This window comes from Campylobacter showae (genome assembly GCF_004803815.1).
In the GTDB taxonomy this organism is placed as follows: domain Bacteria; phylum Campylobacterota; class Campylobacteria; order Campylobacterales; family Campylobacteraceae; genus Campylobacter_A; species Campylobacter_A showae.
The window spans coordinates 908,633-930,190 of record NZ_CP012544.1 but is presented as its reverse complement, the minus strand read 5'-3'; the positions used below and the strand labels follow the sequence as shown (position 1 = coordinate 930,190).

Here is a 21,558-nt window from a genome sequence, read left to right as displayed (position 1 = left end):
TGGATCATGAAATTTTCTTTTGTTTCGGGCGAAACACCTTCATCACGCTCTCATCAGTCTCTATAAATGCGCCGCCGATTAGGTCGATGCAGTACGGGATCGCAGGAAATACGGGCTCCAAGCACTCCCTGATCGCCTTTGGCTGGCCGGGTAAATTTACGATGAGCGCGTGCCCTCTGATACCGGCCGTTTGGCGCGATAGGATCGCTGTGGGGACGTATTTTAGGCTGGCTGCGCGCATTAGCTCGCCAAAGCCGGGCATCATCTTTTCGCATACGGCCTCGGTCGCCTCAGGCGTCACGTCGCGTGGAGCCGGTCCCGTGCCGCCCGTCGTTAGCACTAGATCGCAGTCTAGCACGTCTATCATGTGTTTTAGGCGCTCTTTTATGAGCTCGATCTCATCGGGAATCACCTCGTAAAAATACTCGCGCTCGCTCGTTATCCAGCCATCCAAAACCTCTTTTATCGCCGCGCCCGATAGATCGTCGTATTTGCCTTCGCTAGCGCGGTCGCTTAGCGTCAAAATGCCTATTTTTGCCTTCATTTTTTCTCCTTAAATTTAGTTGTAATACTCTTTTATTATCTTGCCCAGCGCGTCTTTATCGATACTCTCAAAAATCTCGATATGCTCGCAAATACGCTCTAGTTGCGTTTTCATGCCTGCTAAAAACGTTCCGACCTCGGCGTATGCCTCTTGCAGTAACTCCTCGGCCTCAGCCGCGCTTGGCGTAAAGGTATGCCCCATACCGTACTCAAAGACCATATTTTGCGCGATCTCGCGAGCCTTTTGGATGTCGGCGTTAGAGTTTGAAAAAGTATCGTCTTTGACCATCTTTAGCGCGCTCATGCCCGCCAAACAGACCTTGATACGCGCAAACATCTGCGAGCGCGACTCTATCTCTCGCTCGGGGCGCATAAACTGCTCCTCGACGAGCGAAATTTTTTCAAATTCTATCCCGAACCAATACGCAGCCAAAGCCTTTGCGCCCTGATATAGCGCCTGAATGCGCTTTTCCTCGTCGTTGTAGCTTAAAATCCTTCTTTTACCGAGCAAGACTTTGTTTAAAACGCTTTCAAAATCGCTAAATTCGATTATCTCGCCGCCGCGTCTTAGCGCGTTTATCGCAGCTTCATTTACCAGCGTGGAAAGAGCCGCCCCGCTAAAACCGACGCTGATACGCGCCACGTCTTGGGGCTCTACGCTAGTATTTTTATCTTTTAGATAAGACTTTAAAATCTCGACTCTATCGGTAAAATCGGGCATCGAAAGGAATATGCGCCTATCAAATCGCCCCGAGCGTAGCAGCGCCTCGTCTATCATCTCGATACGGTTGGTCGCGGCGATCACGATGACGCCCGAGTTGTCCTCAAAGCCGTCCATCTCGGTAAGTAGCTGATTTAGCGTAGCCTCGCGCTCGTCGTTTCGGTTGCCGCCGCGCACCTTGCCCACGGCGTCGATCTCGTCGATAAAGATGATAGACGGCGCATAGGCTTTAGCCTTTAAAAACAGCTCATGCACGCGTTTTGCGCCCATACCGACGTAAATTTGCACGAAACTCGCGCCGCTTTGGTAAAAAAACGGCACTCCCGCCTCGCCCGCGACGGCCTTTGCTACTAGCGTTTTACCCACGCCAGGAGGCCCCACCATCAGCACGCCTTTTGGCATTTTGATGCCGAATTTTTTATATTTCGTCGGATTTTTTAGAAAATCCACGATCTCGCTTAGCTCAAATTTGACGTCTTTTATACCCGCCACGTCGTCAAATTTGACATTTGAGATAGCAGGCGCCACCGAGCTAGCGGCGATATTGTCGTACTCATAGACGTTTGCTTTTTGATTTTCGTTTTGAGCGGCTAGTTTTTGTTTTTTAAACCTAGCATAAATCGCAAGCCCCCCAAAGCAGATAACAAGCAGCGCTAGCACGGCTAAAATTTCATCCAGCACGGGCGTCTCTTTTTTTAGATCGATGGGTACTTTTTGCACTAGAGCGCGCATATCTACGCCATCTTTTACGATGATATATTTGTTACCGCCTTTAGTAGTGAGCTCCAGCTCGCCGCCGTTTACGGTCGCGCTTGCGATCATGTCGCCTTCTAGCAGCTTTTCATAGCTTTCGTACATTATGTTTTTGGGTTGATTTCTACCCACCGCAACGGCTAGCAAAACCGCCAAAATAGCCGTCAAAATCACGATGATCTTTTGTTTATTTAGCTTAAATTTGCGCATAGTCGCCCTCGCTTTTTACTTCAAATTTATCTATGACCGCCCACTCTTTTAAAATTTGCTTATCCGTTTTGATTTTTACTTTGTTATAAAACTGATCGAAACCTTCGTAAAATTCACCGTTTAGCTGTTCGACTAAAACGTTTAGGCTACCGCATTTTTTGGCGTGTTCTTGCCTAAATTTAAAATTATTCTCCGCTACGATTTGCTTTAAAACCTTAAGTCTAGCCTTCGCCACGTCGCCGTTAACGTCCACTTTCATATCCGCCGAGTGCGTACCACTTCGCGGCGAATACGCAAAGCAGTGCAGATGCGTGAGCGGAAATTTTTTAAAATTGTCTAGTGCCTCGCTCCAAATTTCCTCGCTCTCGCCAGGATGCCCCACGATGTAGTCGGTTCCTAGCGCAAAACCCATCTGGCTAAGCTCCAAAAACAGCTCCAAATCCCTAAAGGCTTGATTTCGCCGTCTCATGATACGCAGCATCGCCTCGCTCGTGTGCTGAAGCGCGATGTGCAGGTGCCGCTCCAGCCAGCTCTCGCGCAAGATTTCGCGAAAGCTCTCGTCTATCTGGCTGGGCTCGATACTACCGAGCCTTATGCGCTTTATGCCGCCTATTTTACCGAGCCGTCCTAGCAAGCGACCCAGGCTTGAACCTGTATCCTTGCCGTAGCTACCGATGTTTGTGCCGGTTAGCACTAGCTCGTTGTAGCCGTTATAGGCTAAAATTTTAGCCTCACGCAAAATAGCTTCCTCATCCATACTGCGCGCCTTGCCGCGAACGGCGGGGATGATACAGTAACTGCAGGCAAAGTCGCAGCCCTCTTGGATCTTGATAAAGGCTTTGGTGTGATTTTCGTAGTTGGTTACGATATTTTTGTCGATACTTTTTAAATTTCCAAGCTCGAAAAACGGGTCTTGCGACTTTAGCAGCGCGTTTATGTCCTCTTTTTTACTCGCTCCTATTACGCCAAAAACCGCGCTTTTGTTAAACAGCTCCTTGCCCTTGCTCACAGCGCCGCAGCCCGTTAGTATCACTCTAGCGCCGCGTTTTTTTATGCCGTTTATGTAGCTGCGCGCACCGCTATCGGCGGAGTTTGTGACCGTGCAGGAGTTTACTACCACGATGTCGGCTTCGTTTTCGTCGCTAACGATATCGTAGTCTTTGACGTAGCTTTTCATTAGCTCCGTGTCGTAGATGTTCGTGCGACAACCGAAGGTTTTAAAATACACCTTCTCTCGGCGCGGCTCTTGCAGGGTCAAATTTGAGTTAGGCTTCATGCTTCTCCTCGCCGCCTTCGCCCATCGGCTTTGACTCGCCGGCTTTTACGCGCCTATCCATATATAAAGTCTGCGTCGGATAGGCTATAACGATGTCGTCGTGGCTAGCTATAGCTTCCATTATCTCCGCACTTATCGTGCTTCGCAAAGATAGCGTGGCAAATGTGTTTGCCATGTACCAGACTGAAATTTTCACACCGTAAGGCTCGATAAAGGTAAACACGCGCGGCTCGACGTTTGGATTTTTTATACTGTATTGATTTCGCAGCTTGCTCATTTGTTTTTTGGCGATTTCCGTGTAGCCTTTAGAGTATTTTCGCGCGATATCTTTGATGATGTGAGCGGCTTTTTTGTGGTTAGAATCAAAGCTACAAACGACGTCGATGCCGTCCCAGACGGTCTTCATGCCGTGGTGCGAGTAGTTTGCGATCAGATCGGTGAAGATATAGTTGTTCGGTACAAATATAATGCGCCCGGCTCTGCGGTTTGAGTTTACCGTGACGATCGTGACATCCTCGTAAATAGTCATCCTAAGCAGCGAGATATCGATGATGTCGCCCACGACGTCCTCTCCGTCCTTGCGCACCTTGATGCGGTCGCCGACGTGAAAACTACCGCCAAAAACGATGACCGTCCAGCCGAGCATACTCATAAACATATCTTTCATGGCAATCGCAATACCAGCGGACGCAAAGCCCAGCACCGTGACGAGATAGGTCACGTTTTCGATATAGGCAAAAAGCAAGATCATGATAATGAGCGTGATGTTTACGAGATTTATAAATTTATTTGCCGTATAGAGGCGCTCGTTGTCGGTGATCGTCTTTTTAATGATAAATTTAAACAAAAACGAAAGTCCGATAACAACGACGATAAATATACCGATATCAAGCGCCTTTTTCATCTGCGCCTTGATGTCCTCGCTAGTGCGGTTTATCGCTTCGTTTACGCGCTTTTCGTACACACCGTAGGTGGTCTTTGCGATGTCGGCCGCGGCGTTAAATTCCGCTAGCTCCTGCCTAGCCTCGGCAAGCTCTGCTTGAAAGCGCGCGTCGTCGCTCAAATTTACGATCTGGGTTAAAATTTGCTCTTTTCTAGCTAACTCGTCGGTCGTCTTAGAAAGCCCGTCTAGTCGGCGTTTATACTCGTCTTTTTCGCTTCTGAGCTGCTTTATGTGCGAAAAGCCCGAGATCACGGCGACGGGATTGGTTATCTTTTGTAAAATTTCTATCTCGGGAGCCGTTATCATGCTAGAAAACGGCGCTTTTTGAAACTCTCTTAGAAGTTCGATCTGCTCTTTTAGCGTACTTTGTTTTTTTTGTAGCTCGAGTACTTTTTCGGTATTTTTTGCCTGTTTTTTTATCGCTGCTTCGATTTCGTCGAGCTCCGCGCTTAGCTTTTGAAAGGTGTTGTAGTTTGAGTAGCGAGTCGCCCAGATGTTATCGGCTAGCTCGTCCTCGATAAAGGCCAAAGACGCGTTTAGTTCGGATAGCTGAGCTTCTTTTGTCGCGTTAAATTCGCTAGGAATATCATCAAGCGAATAAGCAAAGATCGCAAAAAATAAAATAAATAAAATTTTTCTCATTCAAACTCTCTTAAAACGTCCATCACGAGCTCGCGCGGCACGTCTTTTTGTATCTCGTAGTCTCCGATACCTCGCGGCAAGATAAATTTGATCGCTGAGTTTTCCGCCTTTTTATCGAGGAAAAAAGCCTCGTAAAAGCTGCTTGCGTTTGGCACCTTGTAGCTTATCGGCAGGCCAAATTTAACTAGCAACTCCGCCACGCGCGCCTTTTGCTCCTCGCTCATGAGGCCTAGCTTCACCGCTAGCGAATTAGCCATATTCATCCCGATCGCCACCGCCTCGCCGTGCAGGTATTTTTTATAGTTCGTTTCGTTTTCTATCACGTGAGCGAAGGTATGGCCGTAGTTTAGCACCGCTCGCACGCCCTTTTCGCGTTCGTCGGCCTCTACGGCGGCGGCTTTTATCTGCACGCAGCGGTAGATCAAATTTTGCAAATTCGCCTCATCCGTCAAATCTGCATCCTCCATCCACGAAAATATTTTTTCGTCAAAGGTTACGGCCATCTTTACGGCCTCTGCGAGGCCTGCTGCAAATTCGTGCTTTTCAAGCGTCTTTAAAAACTCGGTCTCGCAGTAAACGGCGCTAGGTTGATAAAACGAGCCGATTAGATTTTTGCCAAATTTATTATTTACACCCGTTTTTCCGCCCACGCTAGCATCCACTTGCGCTAGCAGAGTAGTCGGGATGTTTATAAATTTGATCCCGCGCTCGAAAATGCTCGCCGCAAAGCCCGCCATATCGCTCACCACTCCGCCGCCAAGAGCGATGATCACGCTGCTGCGGTCAAGGCGGCTAACAAAAAGCTGCTCTAAGATCGCCTCGATCGTTTGCATATTTTTATACTCTTCGCCGTCTGGGACGCTGATGACGAATTTTTGCGGACAATCTATGCGTGAGAGTAAATTTTGCAGATAAAGCCCGCCTACTTTTGCGTTTGTAACGATAGCGACTTTAGCGTCAAATTTAAGCTCTTTTAGCTCGTTTATATAGACGCCGTAGCCCGGCTTGCCGTCAAATTTTATATCTATTTTCATCTTATTCTCCGCTTTTATTTTATCCAAAATAGCCTAATTTATCGGTATAAAAATCTGATAGTTGTCGCTAAGGCGCGCGTACAGACGGTTCATATCATTTGAAAACGTAGCAAAGGCGTCCTTTTTACTGATCTTTTTCGTAAACGGCACGAACTGAAGCAAATTTTGCTCGTTTTTTAGCTTTAAAATAGGATTTATATTTCTATCTTCGACTATCTCGACCTTACGTCCGAAAATTTTAGAAAGACTATCAAAATGTTCCTCCGCGCCCTCGCCGCCGCTAAGAGCGCCAAAGTGATATAGCGAGATTTGCGTATCTAGCTGCGCGCAGCAGTCCATGATGACGGCTGATTGGTTTTCTATCTCGTCGCCAAAACCGCTACTTAGTATCACGCCTTTTTTTATCTCGTCCGCGTCGCCTCGGCCGATAGTAGTTACCGGCCTTTTAAGCTCGAAAAGCATCCTTTTGTGGGCCGAGAAAAATTTATTATCGGTTACTATTAACCCGACGTCGTTTTTAAATACGTCGTCTTTTATCTGTTCTACGCCGCGACCGAAAAAATCAAACGTTACCGCAACCCTCTCGTCTCCGACCGATTTTAGCTTCTCGTAGGCTAAATTTAACGTCGGATTTACGACCTTTACGTAGAGGCGTTTGCTATTTAGCTTTTCGTGCAGTTTTAGGCTCTGTTCTAGCAGCCGTAAACAAGCCTCTTCGCCCATGGCGCGCATATCTAAAAACAGGTAAGTGTTATGTCCAAATGGGCTTGGAAACTGCCCCGTTTCTTTTTTCACGCTTCTAAATACGCTTAAAAGCACGCTAGGCTCGCCCACTATCAGCAAAACGTCGTTTGGCAGGATCATTAAATTCGGCTTTGCGATCATGAAATTTGAGCCGCGATAAACCATCGCGATGCGCCATTTTTTTTGCGTTATTGAGCTGATATGACGGTACATAAACGAGCTTCCTACGGGTACTTTTACTTCCATTATTTCGCCTTGTCCAAGCCCCACGTTATCGGCTACTACGGGGATATCGGGCAAATAATCCATGAGCCTAGCCGTCACGATGCCTCGCCCGTCTAAAACCGTTAGGTGCGAGTCGTCCTCTAACCCGCCTAGTCCCCATAGATCAAGCATTAAAATTTCCGTTTTTTTGCTGATTTGACGCAGATTGTTATAGACGCTAACCGTCTCAAAGCCGTCTTTTAGCATTATCATAAACTGGCTAAAATAGCCGCTAACTACCTGCTTAAGACGATCAAAACTCGTCGGATCAAAGCGGTAAAAGGTAAAATTTTCTAAATTTTCCCCTCCAAAAATCTCCTCGTCCATAGCGATAACCGTGTAGTGATGAGCGTTATTTCGCGCTACGAATAGTCTTTCTAAGAAATATTTAGCTACAATGCCGTCCGCAACTATCAAGATATTTTTCATTAAAACTCCAAATTTAAAGGGACTATTATATCAAAATGACTTTTAGTATAGATAAAACGGACGGTGCGGCGCGCGCGGGCACGCTAATCACCGCTCACTCGACGATAAAAACGCCCGTGTTTATGCCAGTTGGCACCGTAGGTGTGGTAAAAAGCCTAGACGCCGTGGATATGATGCAAATTCTGGGCGCCCAAATAATCCTCGGCAACACCTACCACCTCTACTTGCGTCCTAGCAGCAAGGTGGTAAAAGAGCTTGGCGGCCTGCACGGCTTTACTAAATTTAACCACTCGTTTTTAACAGATAGCGGCGGCTTTCAGGCATTTTCTCTGAGCAAGATCTCAAAGCCCGACGAAAACGGCATAAAATTTAAAAGCCACATCGACGGCAGCGCGCACTATTTCACGCCGCGCTCGGTGCTAGATACCCAGTACGACCTAAACTCCGACATCATGATGATCTTAGACGATCTAGTCGCGCTTCCTGCCGAAAAAAAGCGCGTGGAGCTAAGTATAAAACGCACGATAAAATGGGCGCGCGAGGCGATAGACTATCATAAATTTAAGCAAAGTAAAGGCGAAGGGCTCACGCAAAATATATTCGGCATAATCCAAGGCGGCACGGACGAGGCGGCGCGTAAATTTTGCGCCGAAGCGCTGTGCGAGATGCCGTTTGACGGTCTTGCTATCGGTGGCCTTAGCGTAGGCGAAAGCAACCAAGAGATGTATGATACCGTGCAGGGCGTGATGCCCTACATCGACGCGGCGCGCCCACGCTATCTCATGGGCGTAGGCACTCCAGAAGACCTTGTAGAAAACGCGGCTCGCGGCGTGGATATGTTTGACTGCGTTATGCCGACGCGAAACGCGCGCAACGGCACGCTATTTACGAGTTTCGGTAAGATAAATATCAAGTCTGCAAAATTTGCAACCGACCGCGCTCCGATAGATCCCCAGTGCAACTGCTACGCGTGCCAAAACTACTCTCGCGCATACCTTAGCCACCTATACCGTGCTGGCGAGCTGACGTTTTTCCGTTTGGCAAGCCTACATAACTTGCAATATTATCTAAATTTGATGAAGCAAATGAGAGAGGCGATAATCGCGGGCGAATTTGAAAAATTTAGGCGAAATTTCTACGCCAAACGCGGTAAAGACGCGCCGAGCATATAAGGCAAAACCGTGAGCGAGCGCGATATCTCTGGGTACTATTACGGCGAGGAGTGCGAGTACATCTATCTCGTCACGGACGGTAGCGAACAAAACTATAAATTTATCTTTAAAGACGACAAAATTTACGCCCGGGACGGCAGCGAAAGCGGCGCGGAGGAGTTTATCCGCGTCGTAAAAAAGATAACGAGCGAGTTTCGCGCCAAGATCGCCGAGCACTCCGCCCAGCTTGAAAGCTACGAGAAAATTTACGCAGGCAAGAGGGATTTTACTAAATTTATCAAAAAGCACGCGGTCTTAAAATACGAAATACGCAAATTTCAAAATAAAATTTCACACTTTTACGAGGCTCTGGCGATCTGTCAAAACGAAAGGCCCGAGCTAAAAAAGCAGCTCAAAAACTACGTCTATGAAGCTGGCGTGCTAAAAAACGCAGCCTGCGAAAACGCCGCTAGGATAGACGATATCTACGCGCATATCCAAAGCCTAAAAAACGACAAAATAAACCGAAATATCTATATCCTGACGCTACTTTCGGCGCTATTTTTACCGTTAAATTTGATCACGGGATTTTTCGGGATGAACACGAACGGGATGTTTTTAAACGGCTTTCAAAACGGCACTGCTATCGTCGCCGGATCTATGCTTGCTCTTTTTGCGACGCTAGCGGGGCTGTTTTATTTTCTAGGCAAACGGCGGGAGTAAATTTGCCAGGTCATTTGCAGCTAGCTAAATTTAACTAGCCGTCAAATTCGCTGCAAATTTAACGCACCCCAAAAAACCGCAAATCAGGCGCGGCATAGTCAAATTTACTCCGCTTTTCCTGCTGTCGCTTTATATATACCGATTTCGTCTTGCAAAATTTTATACTTTTGTGCTAGCGCACTAATCTTGCCTTCAAGCAGCGAATTTTGCGCCTCCAGATAGTTTTTTAGCTCGGTTTTGCCGTAGTCGTATTTGAGCTTATATATGTCGCTGATAGAGCTTAGATTTCGCAAATTTTCGTTTAAATTTCGCAAGACCGCCTCGTCTTTTTGCAGATTTTTATAGCCGGCATCGATCTCATTTAGCGCGGTCGTTAGCGTCTGCGCGTAGTTTAGCTTCATCGTCTCAAACTCAAGCTCGGAGATTTTTAGCTTTGATTTGAGCTTGGAGTAGTTTAAAAATGGCAAATTTATCGCGATATTGCCGCTTAGAAAATTTAGCTTAAGCCCCTCGCTCGCACTATCGCCGCTACCGCCAAGGCCCGCGCCTACCGTGATGCTTGGATAAAAGCTTTTTTCGCTAACCTTGACCTCTAAAAGCGACTCTTTGATGCGCGAGATTGCAGCTTGCAAATCAGGACGCGCGCCGATAACGTAAAGCGGCACGTTTAAATTTACGCCTTGCGGCGAGATATCGCTCAAATTTCCGCCCAAATTTAAATCAAACTCGGGCCTAACGTTTAGTAGATTTCTTAGCGTTTTTTCCACTGCGTCAAGGCTCTTGCTTGCGTTTAAAATTCTATTTTTAGCCGAGATTACCGAGCTTTTTACTTGCTTTAGGCTTAGCTCCTCTTCTTTACCGAGCTCAAATTTGGCCTTTATGATGGCTTCAAGCTCCTCGTAGTTTTTTAGCGTTTTTTTGTATAGATTTATGCTCTCTTTTTGATATTTAGCCTCAAAATACGCATCCGCGACGGAGTTAATGAGCGCAAGGCGAGCGGCCTCTAGGTCATATTTTGTCGCGTTTGCCTCCCACATGGCGGCGTCTGTGGAGTTTGCTAGCTTGCGCCACAGATCGATCTCGTAGCTTAGCGAGATGCCGCTTTTATAGCTCTCGCTCCAGCTGCCGCCCGTTTTTATATTTTTACCGGTTTCCGCGCCTAAATTTGCGTTAAAGCTAGGCACGAGATCAGCCTGCAAGACGCCTGCTTGAGCTAATGCTTTATTTACGGCTATGGCTGATTTTGCCAGGTCTATATTATTTTTTAGCGCGAGGCCGATTAGCTCATTTAGGCGCGCTTCGCCGTAGCCCGTCCACCACTCGCGGTTTATCCTTATATCGGCGCTTGCGTCCTCTTTTAGCAAAATTTGCTCGTAGTTTTCGTTTATTTGCGTTGCTGCACAGCCGCCGAGCAAAAAGGCGGCTAGGATTATGGAGATTTTTTTCATTTTATTCCCTTGAAAGAGCGTCGATCGGATTTAGCTTAGAGGCGCTGCGTGCGGGCATGTAGCCAAATATCACGCCTATCGCGCTAGAAACGACGAGCGCGACCACGATAGAGGTCTGCGAAAATATCATCTTTATATCGGGCGCTAAATTTTCCGCTAGATACCCGATACCAAACGCAGACCCGACGCCGATTAGCCCGCCGATGAGACACAGTAACACGGCCTCGATCAAAAACTGCTCTAGGATATTTCCCTGACGTGCGCCGATCGCCATCCTGATGCCGATCTCTTTAGTGCGCTCGGTTACGGAAACTAGCATGATGTTCATCACGCCGATGCCGCCCACCAGCAGCGAGATAAACGCGATACAAGAGATCAGTAGCGTCATGGTCTTCGTCGTCTCCTCGATCGTTTTTTTGATAGTGTCGGAGTTTCTAGTGAAAAAGTCCTTTTTGCCGTGTTTGGCGGTTAAAATTTCCGTTAAACTCTGCTCGGCGATTTGCGCATTTACATTATCTTTAACCTTAACCGTGATAGATGAGAGATGCCTATCGCCGGTTAGCTTGTTTATGACAGCGGTATATGTAGAAAACGTGCGCAGAGTGCTGGAGTCGGCGAACATATTGTCGTTTTTGGCTACTACGCCGATGATTTTAAAGGGGCGTTTGTTAAAAAGCACCGTTTTACCTAGCGGATCTTCGTCTGCGAAAAACTGCTCACGAGTTGGCTGATCTATCACGATCACGGACGCCGACTCTGCGACCTCTTGGGCGGTAAACACCCGTCCGGCCTCGACCTTGTAGCCCATCACGTTTAGGCTCTCCTCGCTACCGCCTTTAATCGTCGCGGAGGCTGATTTATTGCCGTAGGTGAGCGTGCCGCTAGCAGAGGCGTTTGGCGTGACGCTATCTAGATAGTCTTGCTTAGATAGCATCGTTGCGTCGCTAACGGTCAGGTTTCTCACCCGCTCCGAGCGCATATCGCCAAAACCCTTGCCGTTTAGGATATCGATCGTGTTAGTGCCGATACCGCGGATATCGGAGAGGATCTGCTCCTGCGAGCCCTGCCCAAGTGCTACTACGCAGATAACCGATGTGATGCCGATGATGATACCAAGCATCGTTAGCGCCGAGCGAAGTTTGTGGCTAAGGATCGCGTTTATCGACATTTTAAAGCTCTCGATAAACTGATCTTTGTAAAAGCTGAAGATATTTTTTTGCTTTGGCGCCGGTTTTTCGGAGGCGAAAATTTCTCCGCTTTTTACCGTATCGCTCAAAATTTTACCGTCTTTTATCTCGATGACGCGGTTTGCGTATGCGGCGATATTTGGGTCGTGCGTGACGATGATGATGGTGTGGCCTTGCTTGTGTAAATTCGTTAAAATTTCCATCACCATGAGGCCGCTTTTGCTATCTAGCGCACCCGTTGGCTCATCTGCCAGGATGATCTCGCCGCCGTTAATAAGCGCCCTAGCGATCGAGACTCGCTGCTGCTGTCCGCCGCTAAGTTTATTGGGTAAATTTTGTAGCTTTTCGCCAAGCCCGAGCCCTTCTAAAAGCTCGCCGGCCTTTTTCTCGCGCTCTTTTTTAGAAACGCCCGCATACACGCTAGGCAAAGCTACGTTTTGCAGCGTAGTTAGCGTAGATAAAAGGTTATAACGCTGAAAAATAAAGCCGAATTTTTCTCTGCGTAAACGCGCCAGCTCGTCGCCTTCAAATTTAGATATGTCGCGCTCTTCTAGCAAATACTGTCCGCCGCTTGGGTTATCTAGGCAGCCAAGGATATTCATGAGCGTAGATTTACCAGATCCGCTTTGACCGATGATAGCGATAAACTCGCCCTTTTTTATGGTTAAATTTACGTCTTTTAGCGCGTCAAACACGTTATCGCCGAGTTTAAATTTCTTACTTAAGTTTTTAAGTTCTATCAAATTTTTCAAGACGTCGCCTTAGAGCTTCATTCTTCTTTTTTCTTTTTCGAGCATCGCATTGATTTCAGCCGCCGAGTTTCGCTTCGTCACGACCTCCTCGCCCTCCTCTACTCCGCTTAAAATTTGAGTTTTTAGGCTATCGATTAGTCCCGTCTGTACCTCTCTTCGCTCAGCCGTATCTAGCCCGTCTTTACCTTTTTTTAGTACGTAAACTACGCTTTTGCCCTCTTCGTTTTTGACGGCTATCGATGGTACTATGACGGCGTCTTTAGCGCTATCTAAGATGACTGTGTTTTGCGTAGTCATACCGATCCTTAGCGTGCCGTCCAGGTTATCCACGATAGCTTTGGCGTAGTAGTAAATTGCCGAACTACTCGAGCTTGAGGCGGTCGAGCCTGAGCTTGTAGTCGTGGTGTATTTGCCGTTGCTTAGCGTGGTTAGACCGGGATCAATCGAGCTAATACGGGCGTAAAATTTACGATTTGGCTCGGAGAGGATCGAGTATTCGACTTTCGAGCCGACCTTGATTTTAGTTATGTCGCCCTCGGCGATCTCCATTTTTAGCTGAACTTTGCTTAAATCGGCGATATTTACGATAGTTGGCGTAGTTTGGTTTGAGTTTACGGTTTGTCCCTCCTCTACCTGCACGGAGACCACGACGCCGCCTTTTGGAGCAGTGATTTTAGTGTAGCCAAGGTCGATTTGAGCGGTGTTTAGAGAGATTTTAGCCTGCACGATTTGCGCCTCGATCTCTTTTAGCGAAGCTTCGTTTGCTGCTAGGGTATTTTTAGCGTTTTCAAACTCCTCTTTTGAGGTTGCGTTTTTGGCAAAAAGCTCTTGCTCGCGCTTAAATTTGGTCTTTGATATCTCGAGTGCTACTTTGGCTGAATTTAACTTTGCTTCGTAAATTCCAAGCTGCGCTTTTTTGGTGTCTACGTTATTTTGCTGGGTCGCCGAGTCGATTTCAGCTATCATATCGCCGGCTTTTACGGCATCGCCGAGCTTTACGTAGAGTTTTTTGATCTGACCGCCTACCTGTGCGCCCACGTCGATTAGCTCGGTAGCGTAGATCTCGCCGTTACTTTCGATACTTTTAACCAGCTCGCCGCGAACGGCTTTTGAGGTGATAAACTGATCGCCCTGCGGGACGTTAAAATTTTTATCGTAAAAATAGTAACCTATCCCAGCCAGCACGACTAAAACCGCGATAAATTTGATAAATTTTTTCATTATTTCTCGCTTTTTTAAATTTAACGCGAGATTATATACAAAAACCCGTTAAGGCGATGTTAAGTAATTCAATTAAATTTTATTTTTCTTTAATGCGAGCCGCCGTATAATCGCGTTTTTAAAATTTATAACTCGGATTACGCAAATGTTTACGCAACTATTGTCTATTTTTATCATTATCGCTTCGGGCTACGGGGCGAAAAAATTTAAAGTCTTCGAGCAAAAAAACGCCTCCGTTTTCATAAACTACGCACTTTGCTTCGCTCTTCCGGCGCTGATTTTCGATAAAATTTACCACGTAAACATCGACACCACGCTTATAAACGTCATCACCACGGGTTTTGCTTGTTCGATGCTAGGCGCTGCGGCGATATTTTTGGCGTGCAAATTTTTAAAATTTAACAAAGCCACGACCGTGAGCGCCGTACTGCTAGGGATGTTTGGAAACACCGTATTTATGGGTATGCCTATCATAAAGGGCTTTTTTGGCGAGGACGCGATGAATGAAGTTATCTTTTACGATCAGCTAGCTACCTCGATCCCGATTAGCATTTTTGGCCCTTTTATCCTGGCTTTTGGCGCTCCGGCGAAGGTTTCACTCGTGCAAAACGTGATGAAAGTGATCAAATTTCCACCTTTCGTTGCGCTCATTTTAGGCTTTTTACTCCGTGGCGTTCCGCTTCCAAATGTGCTATTTGACGCGCTTACTCTTTTTGCGCAAAGCGTCGTTCCCGTCGCTCTTTTTGCGATCGGCATCGGGCTTGGATTTCGCAGTATCAAGAGCTGCTACAAATCAACCGCAGTGGTAATCGCGGGCAAGATGCTGCTAGCGCCTTTTATTTTTATATTAGTCACGATAGTTTTTGGCGTAAATTTCGGTCAAATTTGGATGATCGGTATCCTGCAGTGCGCCATGCCGCCGATGGTGCTAGCAAGCGCGATGATCATGAAAGCAGAGCTTGATAGCCAGCTAGCCGTCGCCGCAGTAGCCGTGGGAGTCGCATTTAGCTTCGTTAGCTTGCCGCTTTTATCATACGTCTTTAGCTTGATGGCTTAAATTTCACGCTCGTTTCACGTTTCTTGGCTAAACTTTCATCATAAATTTTCCTAAAGGAGACGCTATGAAAAAGTTAGCTTTAGTTGCGCTTAGCGCGTTGTTCGTTACGAGTTCTATCTTTGCCGCCGAGATGAAAGGCGATATGATGGAGAAAAAAGATACCATGATGGAAAAGAAGGACGCCATGATGGAGAAAAAAGACGATATGATGATAAAAAAGGACGAAATGAAGGGCGACATGAAAGAGATGAAAGACGATATGGGTAAAAAGAAAGACGACATGAAAGATATGAAAAAGGATAAGATGTAATGACGCAAATTTTGCTCGTAGAAGACGATGAGACGCTAGCTGAACTCATCAACGAGTACCTAAGCGAACATGGTTACGACGTGACCGTTCGCGCCGATGCTAAAGCGGCTCTAGATACCGCCTACGAGCGAAATTTCGACATCTTGATCCTCGACGTCAAGCTGCCTAAGGGCGACGGTTTCTCCCTTTTGCGCGAACTTAGGCGGTTTGGCGACGACACGCCCGCTATATTTACCACCTCGCTAAACACGCTACAAGATCTAGAAATCGGCTACAAAAGCGGCTGCGACGACTATCTAAAAAAGCCCTACGAGCTAAAAGAGCTTTTGCTTCGTATTCAAATTTTACTCAAGCGCAAATTTTCTCACGTAAACGACGAATTTATAGAGCTTAATGGCGGATATAAATTTTATCCAAGCTCCAAAACTCTCAGACAAAACGGGCAAATCGTAAACCTCTCAAACAAAGAAAGCGAACTTTTGGCGCTATTTTTGGAGAATAAAAACGCGCTGCTTAGCAAAGAGGCGATATTTGAGAAAATTTGGAACTACGGCGAGGAGCCCAGCGAGCTGAGTCTGCGGGTTTACGTCAAAAACTTACGCCGCATTTTAGGCAAGGACGCGATCATAAATAGGCGCGGCGACGGCTATATCTATGTCTGAGCGCTCCGCCGTTATAGCCAAAATCCTCTCGCTTTATCTCATCACTAGCGCCCTATTTTTGGGGTATTTTTTCACGAACGACTACAATATGAAAAAAGAAGCCCTCGTCTCAAATGAGGTCAAAAACCTAAAAGAGATCAAGATGGGTATCTATATGAAAGCGCGTATGGACGGGCTTGGCGCGGTAAAAAGCTTTACCGCCGAAAAAGACGTCAGAGCCTGCATCGTGGCTAAAAGCGGTCAAATTTTATACGGTGAGGTGGGCTGCGCTAAATTTGACGACGCACAGAGTAGCACGGTCGCAGCAGACGGCAAGGTAACTATATTTGAGGCGCTGCAAAACATGGACGAAGACGGCGCGGATGAGCTAGCGACGGCAAAGATCGCGCTAAGCGGCAAGGACGTCACGAGCGAGCTAAATTTGCTACGGCTACGGACGGTATTAAATTCGCTCATCGTTTTAGGCGTCATCATGATAATCGCCTTTTATCTAGCAAAGACCGCACTAGCACCGCTTCACGCCAAGATCGCCGGGCTAAATCGCTTTATCAAAGACTCCACGCACGAGTTAAACGCGCCGCTTAGCGTGATACTCATGAGCATCGAAACGGCGGATAAAAGCAGCCTAAGCGAGCGAAATCTAAAGCGTATAAACAACATCCAAACCGCGGCTAAAACGCTAAGCCGCACCTACGAGGATCTTACGTATTTATCGTTTGGCGCCGAGCGTTGCGCACCAAAAGAGGAGCTAAATTTGAAAGATATTTTAAACGAACGGCTCGAGTTTTTCGCTCCATTTTTTGCTAAACGAGGGCTTGATTTAAGGCTAAATTTAAAAGACGTTCTTATAAACGCAAACGTCTACGAGCTAAAAAGAGCGGTGGATAATCTACTAAGCAACGCCGCAAAATACGCAAACCAAGGTGGCTACGTCGCGATTAGTTTGCAAGACGGCGAGCTAAAAATCTCAAATACCGGCGAGGGGTTAAGCAAAGAGCAGCAAGATAAAATTTTCGAGCGATACACGCGGTTTAACGAAGACCAAGGCGGATTTGGTATCGGGCTAAATTTAGTCAAAAGAGCCTGCGAAAACAATGCTATCGTCGTAACCTGCGAAAGCGAACCGGGTAAAGAAACGACCTTTACGCTTAGGTGGAAGTCTTAAATTTAGATTTTGCGTCATAAAAGCGACGGTGCTTTTCTCCAAACTGGCAAATTTGGCTCAAATCACAAACACTCTCAGTCAAATTTTGATTAGGATAGTTGTAGAATCGTCAAATTTGGCGGTAAAATCAAGAAAGTGTAAATAAATTTTACTCGTCTCCGATAAGCGAAAGGTTCCTGCATCCTATCTCATCGCCCATCTCGCAGCCCATTTTGTAAAATTTTTTTGCGGTTTTAGAATCGGCGGTTTTGACGCCTAGCGAAAACTGATACATACCGCCGAGATTTGAACAGCTTTGAGCATGATTTAGTTTTAGGCACGATTTCTCATAAAGCCTGCGCGCTGCGGCAAAATCATGCTCCGTGCCGCGCCCGAGGCGGTAAAAGTTAGCCGCATTGTAGCAACCGTATTTGTTGCCGAGCGTGCAGGACTTTGCAAATATCGTCAAGATCTCGCTCTCCTCTTTGCTTTTTAGCTTTTGGTGCAGCGAACCTAGATTTGAACAGGCGATACCCTCGTTATCGTCGCAGGCTTTTTGATAGCAGAGTTTTGCACGCTCGTAGTCTTTACTGTTTTCAAATTTTACGCCCGTATCGTTGCACTCTTTTGGGGTTTTGCCGTCGCAGATGTTTTTTATTTCAGACTGCGTAACGGGCTTTGGCGGTGCGGGGGTTGCCTTTTTCGGCGCGGCGCAACCACTAGCAAACGCCGCAACCAGCGCAAAAACGGCAATGTGCGAGATAGCTTGAAAAAAAGCGCGTTTCAAAATTTAGCCTTAAGAAAATTTTGCCTTAATCTTACCTTACGCTCGCCAAAATAACGCTTAAAATAAACTTTAAAATCCTTGGCAGTAACCAAACGGAGCCAAATTTGTAACAAATTTATCGCTCGTTAAAAGGACATTTTTAGCGTATTAAGGCGAATTTACCCATAGTTTTATATCTAAATTCGGCGCCTATCATAACTCGTAAATTTATGGGTTTAATACCGACAAAAAGCGCCGAATTTATAATCTGGATAACCGCATTAGCAAACCAAGCTACGTGGCAAAAAATCTAAAGGGCTTAAAAACTATACGTAAAACCTAGATTAAACGTTCTCGGGTCGCCGTAAACCATCTTGTTATTGCCGATGCCTTCGAAGTATTTTTTGTTAAACACGTTGTCGATATTTAGCTGAATGTCGAAGTTTTTGCTTATCTTGTAGCCAAACATCAAATTTGCCAGTGTGTAGGCCTTTTGCGTGATTTCGTTTGCGCCGCTACCGACGTAAATCTTACTTTTATACTGCACTCCCGCACCTGCTCTAAAGTCCGCTATAGAGTATTTGGCAAACAGATTTGCCGTAGTGCGCGAGCTTTCGGTGTCAAATTTCTTACCGTCTGCGTCCTTAGCGTTAAAGTGCGTGAGACCAAGACCTAGGCTTAAATTTTGATTTATCTCTCCGTTTACGTCTACTTCAAAGCCCTTACTCGTTACACCTTTTTTAGCTTCGTAAGCATCGGTCGTAGTGCCTGGGATCTTTTGTCCGGTTTTTGCGCCTAGTTTATCTTGTACGACCTTAAATACGCCAAATGAGGCCGAAAGCGCGCCGTCAAAATAATCCCCCTTTATGCCGAGTTCATAGTCTTTGCCTTGGATCGGGTCTAAGTATTTGCCGTTGATATCCTTTACGGTTTGGGGTTTAAAGATGCTTGTATAGCTAGCGTAAAGCGTGTGGTTTTCGCCGATATCGTACGTGATGCCTAGATACGGCGTGATTTCTTGAGTGAAATTTCTATTTCCGTTACCGCCCGTGATGCGGTACTTATAGTAGCTCATTCTGGCTCCCAGCAAAAACTTAAGCTCGTCCGTGATTGAGAATTTATTAGCCAAATATACGGCCTTTTGCACCGTTTTATCGGCGTTGTTTTGATCGGCGTAAGGTAGCTTCGGGTCGTCTAGGTGCAGGTTGTTAAAATCTATCCTAGTGCGCGCCGCATAGGCTAGGCCTGCCGGAGTCGTGCGGCTATTCCAGTAGCTACTGACGTTGTCGGAGCTTTTTTTATAGTTGTTGTACATAGCGCCGAAAACCGCCTCGTGAGGCAAGCTAAACGCTTCGTACGGCAGGTTTACGTAGGCGTCTACGTTGTGGATATTTTCTTCGCGTTTGTTTGCATAGACGCTAAGTCCGCTAACATCGCCCGTACCGTCTAAATTTACCTTGCCGCCGTAGTAGAGTAGATTTGAGTCCGTATTTGCTCGGCGGAAGGAGTAGGAGAGATTTAGGCTGGCTTCGTTTTCAAAATAGTGCCTAAAATCGGCATAAACGTCAAAAGTCTTGATATCCCATCTAGTCCAAGGCTGCGAGAAAATTTCATTTTTACTAAACTCGCGCCTAACGTCGTTCTTGTAAAACGCAGGCATTCCTCCCCAGCGTATGCCATGGCGCTTTAGCTCCTGATAAAAAGCGCCTAGGCTTAGCCACGAGCTATCCATGATATCTGCATCAACAACGCCGTAGATAGCGGTGTTTTTACGGTTATAGTAGTCCATATACGAGCGAGACTTCTCGTGCATAAACGACGCTCTAGCTCGCACGTTACCATCGGCAGTTACGGGAGTCTGCACGTCGCCCGATACGCCGTATCTATCGTAAGAGCCCGCACTTAGTTTGAAATTTCCCGTCAATTCTTTTGAATTTGCTCTTTTTCGGATGAAATCTAAGCTAGCAGCCGGATTGCCTGCACCCGCTAGTAGGCCGTTTGCGCCCTTTACGACCTCGACGCGCTCATACGGCAACATGCTCATATCGTTTGCGCCTAGGCTAAATCCGCCAAAGCTAGGCATCGAATCAAGCAAATAATAATCTATCTTAAAGCCTCTTGCCGTAGGATATACGCGCTCGTCCCACTTGTTAAGCGTGACGCCCGGGATATTTCGCAAAAGCACCTGATAGTCGTTGATATTTTGATCCTTTAGCCTAGCCTCGGTGATGACGGTTAGCGACTGAGGCGTTTGGCGCGAGGTGAGGTCTAGTCTCGTGGTACTTTTTACAAGCTCTTTAGCATTGTATTTTACGTCGTCGCGCCTTTGTTCGCTAGTTACCTCGACGGCACGAAGCGTCTCTTTGCCTGCTGCGTTCTCGCCGTTTTGAGCGGCTAAAATTTGAACGGACGCGAGCAAATTTATAGCCGCAACCGAAAACAAAATCTTATTTCTCATCTTTTTCTCCTTTTAAAATTTGATCTTTTTATCCATAAATAAATCCCCGAAACGCTAAGCGCAAGAGGAGCTAAACCGCACAAAAACCAGATAAATTTGGTCGCTGCATTATAGTCGCCGTAGTGAGCGCGCCTAAACGTCGATAAAAATTTATCCGTTTTGCTTGCTAGCTCGATATCTTTTACATCGATTAAATTTGCGCTATTTTTATCGTAAGTAACGGTGCTTGAGTACTGGTTATGCAGGAAGCTTTGACTCGGTTTTTGCCCGTAAAGCGTGATATTTGCGCCTTCATAAAACGGAAAGCTAACGTAATGCGTCTCAAATCCGGGCACATCCGAAGCCGCTCTTTGCACGAGGGCGTCGATTGAGATATTTTTGTCGTAAATTTGCGGACCGATTACGAATTTAGAATTATCAAAAGGCGGCATAAACATAAACCTAAGCTCCCACCAAGCCCCGCTAAGCGCGACCGCAAAGATAACGGGCGTAGAAAAAACGCCGATAAATTTGTGCGAATCGCTCATAAAAACCGCCATTCTCGCAAACCGAAGGCGTAGCAAATTCGCCCAAAAATTTCGGTAAACGATAAAGCCGCTAATCGAAATAAGAAAAGCAAAAATCGCCGTTAGTCCAAGCAAAATTTGACCGCTTTTTTCAAGAAGCAAATTTTCGTGAAGCTCGGTAATAACCCCGATAAATCCGCTATCGTGCGGCACGAGGTCGCTTTTTATCTCTCCGCTAAATGCATCAAGATACACGCACGCCCACTCTTTTTCGCCCGCTCCGTGCTTTAACAGCCAAATTTTGTCCGTCTTTTGGGGATCTGTGTCGATATTCCAGCCTACTATCTCGTGATGCGGATACTCTTTTTCTATTTTTTCTCTTAGTTCGTCAAATTTTAGCCTCTTTTTATCGTTGCCGTCTGCTACATAGATGACGCCTGGCATTAAAATATTATTTATCTCGTCTTTATAAACTAAAACCGAACCGGTAAAGCAAACGATAACTAGCGGAATGCAAAATATGAGTGAAATATAAGTATGAATTTTATACATCGTCTTTTTGTCAAGTATATTCACGTTTAAAATTCGTCCTTTTAAAATTTACTCTAAATCGG

Annotated in this window: 18 protein-coding genes; 6 read left to right on the top strand and 12 right to left on the bottom strand. The window is 46.3% G+C overall.

Annotation, left to right across the window (positions count from 1 at the left end; all coding sequences use genetic code 11):
* Window positions 1-4: 4 nt before the first annotated feature.
* Genes mog through CSHOW_RS04560 form a run of 6 tightly spaced genes read right to left on the bottom strand, consistent with a single transcriptional unit; the run spans window position 5 to window position 7,559 of the window.
* Window positions 5-544, bottom strand: a complete 540-nt coding sequence (gene mog / locus CSHOW_RS04585) for a molybdopterin adenylyltransferase (protein WP_002947989.1) — start codon at window positions 542-544, stop codon at window positions 5-7.
* A 15-nt stretch (window positions 545-559) separates the two neighbouring features.
* On the bottom strand, window positions 560-2,227 hold the full coding sequence (locus tag CSHOW_RS04580) for an AAA family ATPase (protein WP_002947991.1): 1,668 nt from the start codon (window positions 2,225-2,227) through the stop codon (window positions 560-562).
* Window positions 2,214-3,503, bottom strand: coding sequence for a tRNA (N(6)-L-threonylcarbamoyladenosine(37)-C(2))-methylthiotransferase MtaB (gene mtaB, locus CSHOW_RS04575; RefSeq protein ID WP_002947993.1), 1,290 nt, complete (start codon window positions 3,501-3,503; stop codon window positions 2,214-2,216). The genes CSHOW_RS04580 and mtaB overlap by 14 nt, the downstream gene beginning before the upstream one ends.
* Window positions 3,493-5,088, bottom strand: a complete 1,596-nt coding sequence (locus CSHOW_RS04570) for a mechanosensitive ion channel domain-containing protein (RefSeq protein WP_002947994.1) — start codon at window positions 5,086-5,088, stop codon at window positions 3,493-3,495. The genes mtaB and CSHOW_RS04570 overlap by 11 nt, the downstream gene beginning before the upstream one ends.
* Window positions 5,085-6,122, bottom strand: coding sequence for a 3-dehydroquinate synthase (gene aroB, locus CSHOW_RS04565; protein WP_039895172.1), 1,038 nt, complete (start codon window positions 6,120-6,122; stop codon window positions 5,085-5,087). Before aroB ends, CSHOW_RS04570 begins: the two co-directional genes overlap by 4 nt.
* 33 nt (window positions 6,123-6,155) lie before the next feature.
* Complete coding sequence (locus CSHOW_RS04560) at window positions 6,156-7,559, bottom strand: COG3400 family protein (RefSeq protein ID WP_002947996.1); 1,404 nt, start codon at window positions 7,557-7,559, stop codon at window positions 6,156-6,158.
* Window positions 7,560-7,594: 35 nt separating this feature from the next.
* Between CSHOW_RS04560 and tgt the strand changes: the two genes are divergently transcribed.
* Both tgt and CSHOW_RS04550 read left to right on the top strand, forming a co-directional pair.
* Window positions 7,595-8,731 carry a tRNA guanosine(34) transglycosylase Tgt gene (gene tgt / locus CSHOW_RS04555; protein ID WP_002947997.1) on the top strand — a complete coding sequence of 379 codons (1,137 nt, stop codon included), beginning with the start codon at window positions 7,595-7,597 and terminating at the stop codon, window positions 8,729-8,731.
* Window positions 8,732-8,740: 9 nt separating this feature from the next.
* Window positions 8,741-9,433: a CorA family divalent cation transporter gene (locus CSHOW_RS04550; protein ID WP_002947998.1), complete on the top strand. Its 693-nt coding sequence runs from the start codon at window positions 8,741-8,743 to the stop codon at window positions 9,431-9,433.
* 104 nt (window positions 9,434-9,537) lie between these two features.
* On the opposite strand, the gene CSHOW_RS04545 is transcribed toward CSHOW_RS04550, so the two are convergent.
* The 3 genes from CSHOW_RS04545 to CSHOW_RS04535 are packed head-to-tail and all read right to left on the bottom strand — an operon-like array spanning window position 9,538 to window position 14,041.
* Complete coding sequence (locus CSHOW_RS04545; RefSeq protein ID WP_002947999.1) at window positions 9,538-10,881, bottom strand: TolC family protein; 1,344 nt, start codon at window positions 10,879-10,881, stop codon at window positions 9,538-9,540.
* Between the two features lies 1 nt (window position 10,882).
* A complete protein-coding gene (locus tag CSHOW_RS04540; protein ID WP_039895173.1) occupies window positions 10,883-12,811 on the bottom strand; it encodes a MacB family efflux pump subunit in 1,929 nt (642 codons plus the stop codon).
* Between the two features lie 18 nt (window positions 12,812-12,829).
* A complete protein-coding gene (locus tag CSHOW_RS04535; RefSeq protein ID WP_002948001.1) occupies window positions 12,830-14,041 on the bottom strand; it encodes an efflux RND transporter periplasmic adaptor subunit in 1,212 nt (403 codons plus the stop codon).
* 145 nt (window positions 14,042-14,186) lie between these two features.
* On the opposite strand from CSHOW_RS04535, the gene CSHOW_RS04530 reads away from it, so the two are divergent.
* The 4 genes from CSHOW_RS04530 to CSHOW_RS04515 all read left to right on the top strand — a co-directional run bounded on the left by CSHOW_RS04530 (window position 14,187) and on the right by CSHOW_RS04515 (window position 17,235).
* The gene (locus CSHOW_RS04530; RefSeq protein WP_002948002.1) at window positions 14,187-15,098 is read left to right on the top strand and encodes an AEC family transporter; all 912 of its coding nucleotides are present in this window, start codon (window positions 14,187-14,189) and stop codon (window positions 15,096-15,098) included.
* A gap of 64 nt (window positions 15,099-15,162) precedes the next feature.
* The gene (locus tag CSHOW_RS04525; RefSeq protein WP_002948003.1) at window positions 15,163-15,408 is read left to right on the top strand and encodes a hypothetical protein; all 246 of its coding nucleotides are present in this window, start codon (window positions 15,163-15,165) and stop codon (window positions 15,406-15,408) included.
* Entirely contained in the window at window positions 15,408-16,070 is a 663-nt protein-coding gene (locus CSHOW_RS04520; protein WP_002948004.1) for a response regulator transcription factor, read from the top strand. Before CSHOW_RS04525 ends, CSHOW_RS04520 begins: the two co-directional genes overlap by 1 nt.
* A complete protein-coding gene (locus tag CSHOW_RS04515) occupies window positions 16,063-17,235 on the top strand; it encodes a sensor histidine kinase (protein ID WP_002948005.1) in 1,173 nt (390 codons plus the stop codon). Before CSHOW_RS04520 ends, CSHOW_RS04515 begins: the two co-directional genes overlap by 8 nt.
* A 148-nt stretch (window positions 17,236-17,383) precedes the next feature.
* Here the strand turns inward: CSHOW_RS04515 and CSHOW_RS04510 are convergent, their stop codons facing one another.
* From CSHOW_RS04510 to CSHOW_RS04500, 3 genes are all read right to left on the bottom strand, one after another.
* Window positions 17,384-18,001 carry a tetratricopeptide repeat protein gene (locus tag CSHOW_RS04510; protein WP_002948007.1) on the bottom strand — a complete coding sequence of 206 codons (618 nt, stop codon included), beginning with the start codon at window positions 17,999-18,001 and terminating at the stop codon, window positions 17,384-17,386.
* Between the two features lie 298 nt (window positions 18,002-18,299).
* On the bottom strand, window positions 18,300-20,438 hold the full coding sequence (locus tag CSHOW_RS04505; protein WP_002948011.1) for a TonB-dependent siderophore receptor: 2,139 nt from the start codon (window positions 20,436-20,438) through the stop codon (window positions 18,300-18,302).
* A complete protein-coding gene (locus CSHOW_RS04500; protein WP_002948013.1) occupies window positions 20,435-21,520 on the bottom strand; it encodes a PepSY-associated TM helix domain-containing protein in 1,086 nt (361 codons plus the stop codon). Before CSHOW_RS04500 ends, CSHOW_RS04505 begins: the two co-directional genes overlap by 4 nt.
* Window positions 21,521-21,558: the final 38 nt, after the last annotated feature.

Coding starts and splice junctions, on each gene's coding strand:
- mog (WP_002947989.1), bottom strand. CDS start 544: ATGAAGGCAAAAATAGGCATTTTGACGCTAAGCGACCGCGCTAGCGAA.
- CSHOW_RS04580 (WP_002947991.1), bottom strand. CDS start 2,227: ATGCGCAAATTTAAGCTAAATAAACAAAAGATCATCGTGATTTTGACG.
- mtaB (WP_002947993.1), bottom strand. CDS start 3,503: ATGAAGCCTAACTCAAATTTGACCCTGCAAGAGCCGCGCCGAGAGAAG.
- CSHOW_RS04570 (WP_002947994.1), bottom strand. CDS start 5,088: ATGAGAAAAATTTTATTTATTTTATTTTTTGCGATCTTTGCTTATTCG.
- aroB (WP_039895172.1), bottom strand. CDS start 6,122: ATGAAAATAGATATAAAATTTGACGGCAAGCCGGGCTACGGCGTCTAT.
- CSHOW_RS04560 (WP_002947996.1), bottom strand. CDS start 7,559: ATGAAAAATATCTTGATAGTTGCGGACGGCATTGTAGCTAAATATTTC.
- tgt (WP_002947997.1), top strand. CDS start 7,595: ATGACTTTTAGTATAGATAAAACGGACGGTGCGGCGCGCGCGGGCACG.
- CSHOW_RS04545 (WP_002947999.1), bottom strand. CDS start 10,881: ATGAAAAAAATCTCCATAATCCTAGCCGCCTTTTTGCTCGGCGGCTGT.
- CSHOW_RS04535 (WP_002948001.1), bottom strand. CDS start 14,041: ATGAAAAAATTTATCAAATTTATCGCGGTTTTAGTCGTGCTGGCTGGG.
- CSHOW_RS04530 (WP_002948002.1), top strand. CDS start 14,187: ATGTTTACGCAACTATTGTCTATTTTTATCATTATCGCTTCGGGCTAC.
- CSHOW_RS04525 (WP_002948003.1), top strand. CDS start 15,163: ATGAAAAAGTTAGCTTTAGTTGCGCTTAGCGCGTTGTTCGTTACGAGT.
- CSHOW_RS04520 (WP_002948004.1), top strand. CDS start 15,408: ATGACGCAAATTTTGCTCGTAGAAGACGATGAGACGCTAGCTGAACTC.
- CSHOW_RS04515 (WP_002948005.1), top strand. CDS start 16,063: ATGTCTGAGCGCTCCGCCGTTATAGCCAAAATCCTCTCGCTTTATCTC.
- CSHOW_RS04505 (WP_002948011.1), bottom strand. CDS start 20,438: ATGAGAAATAAGATTTTGTTTTCGGTTGCGGCTATAAATTTGCTCGCG.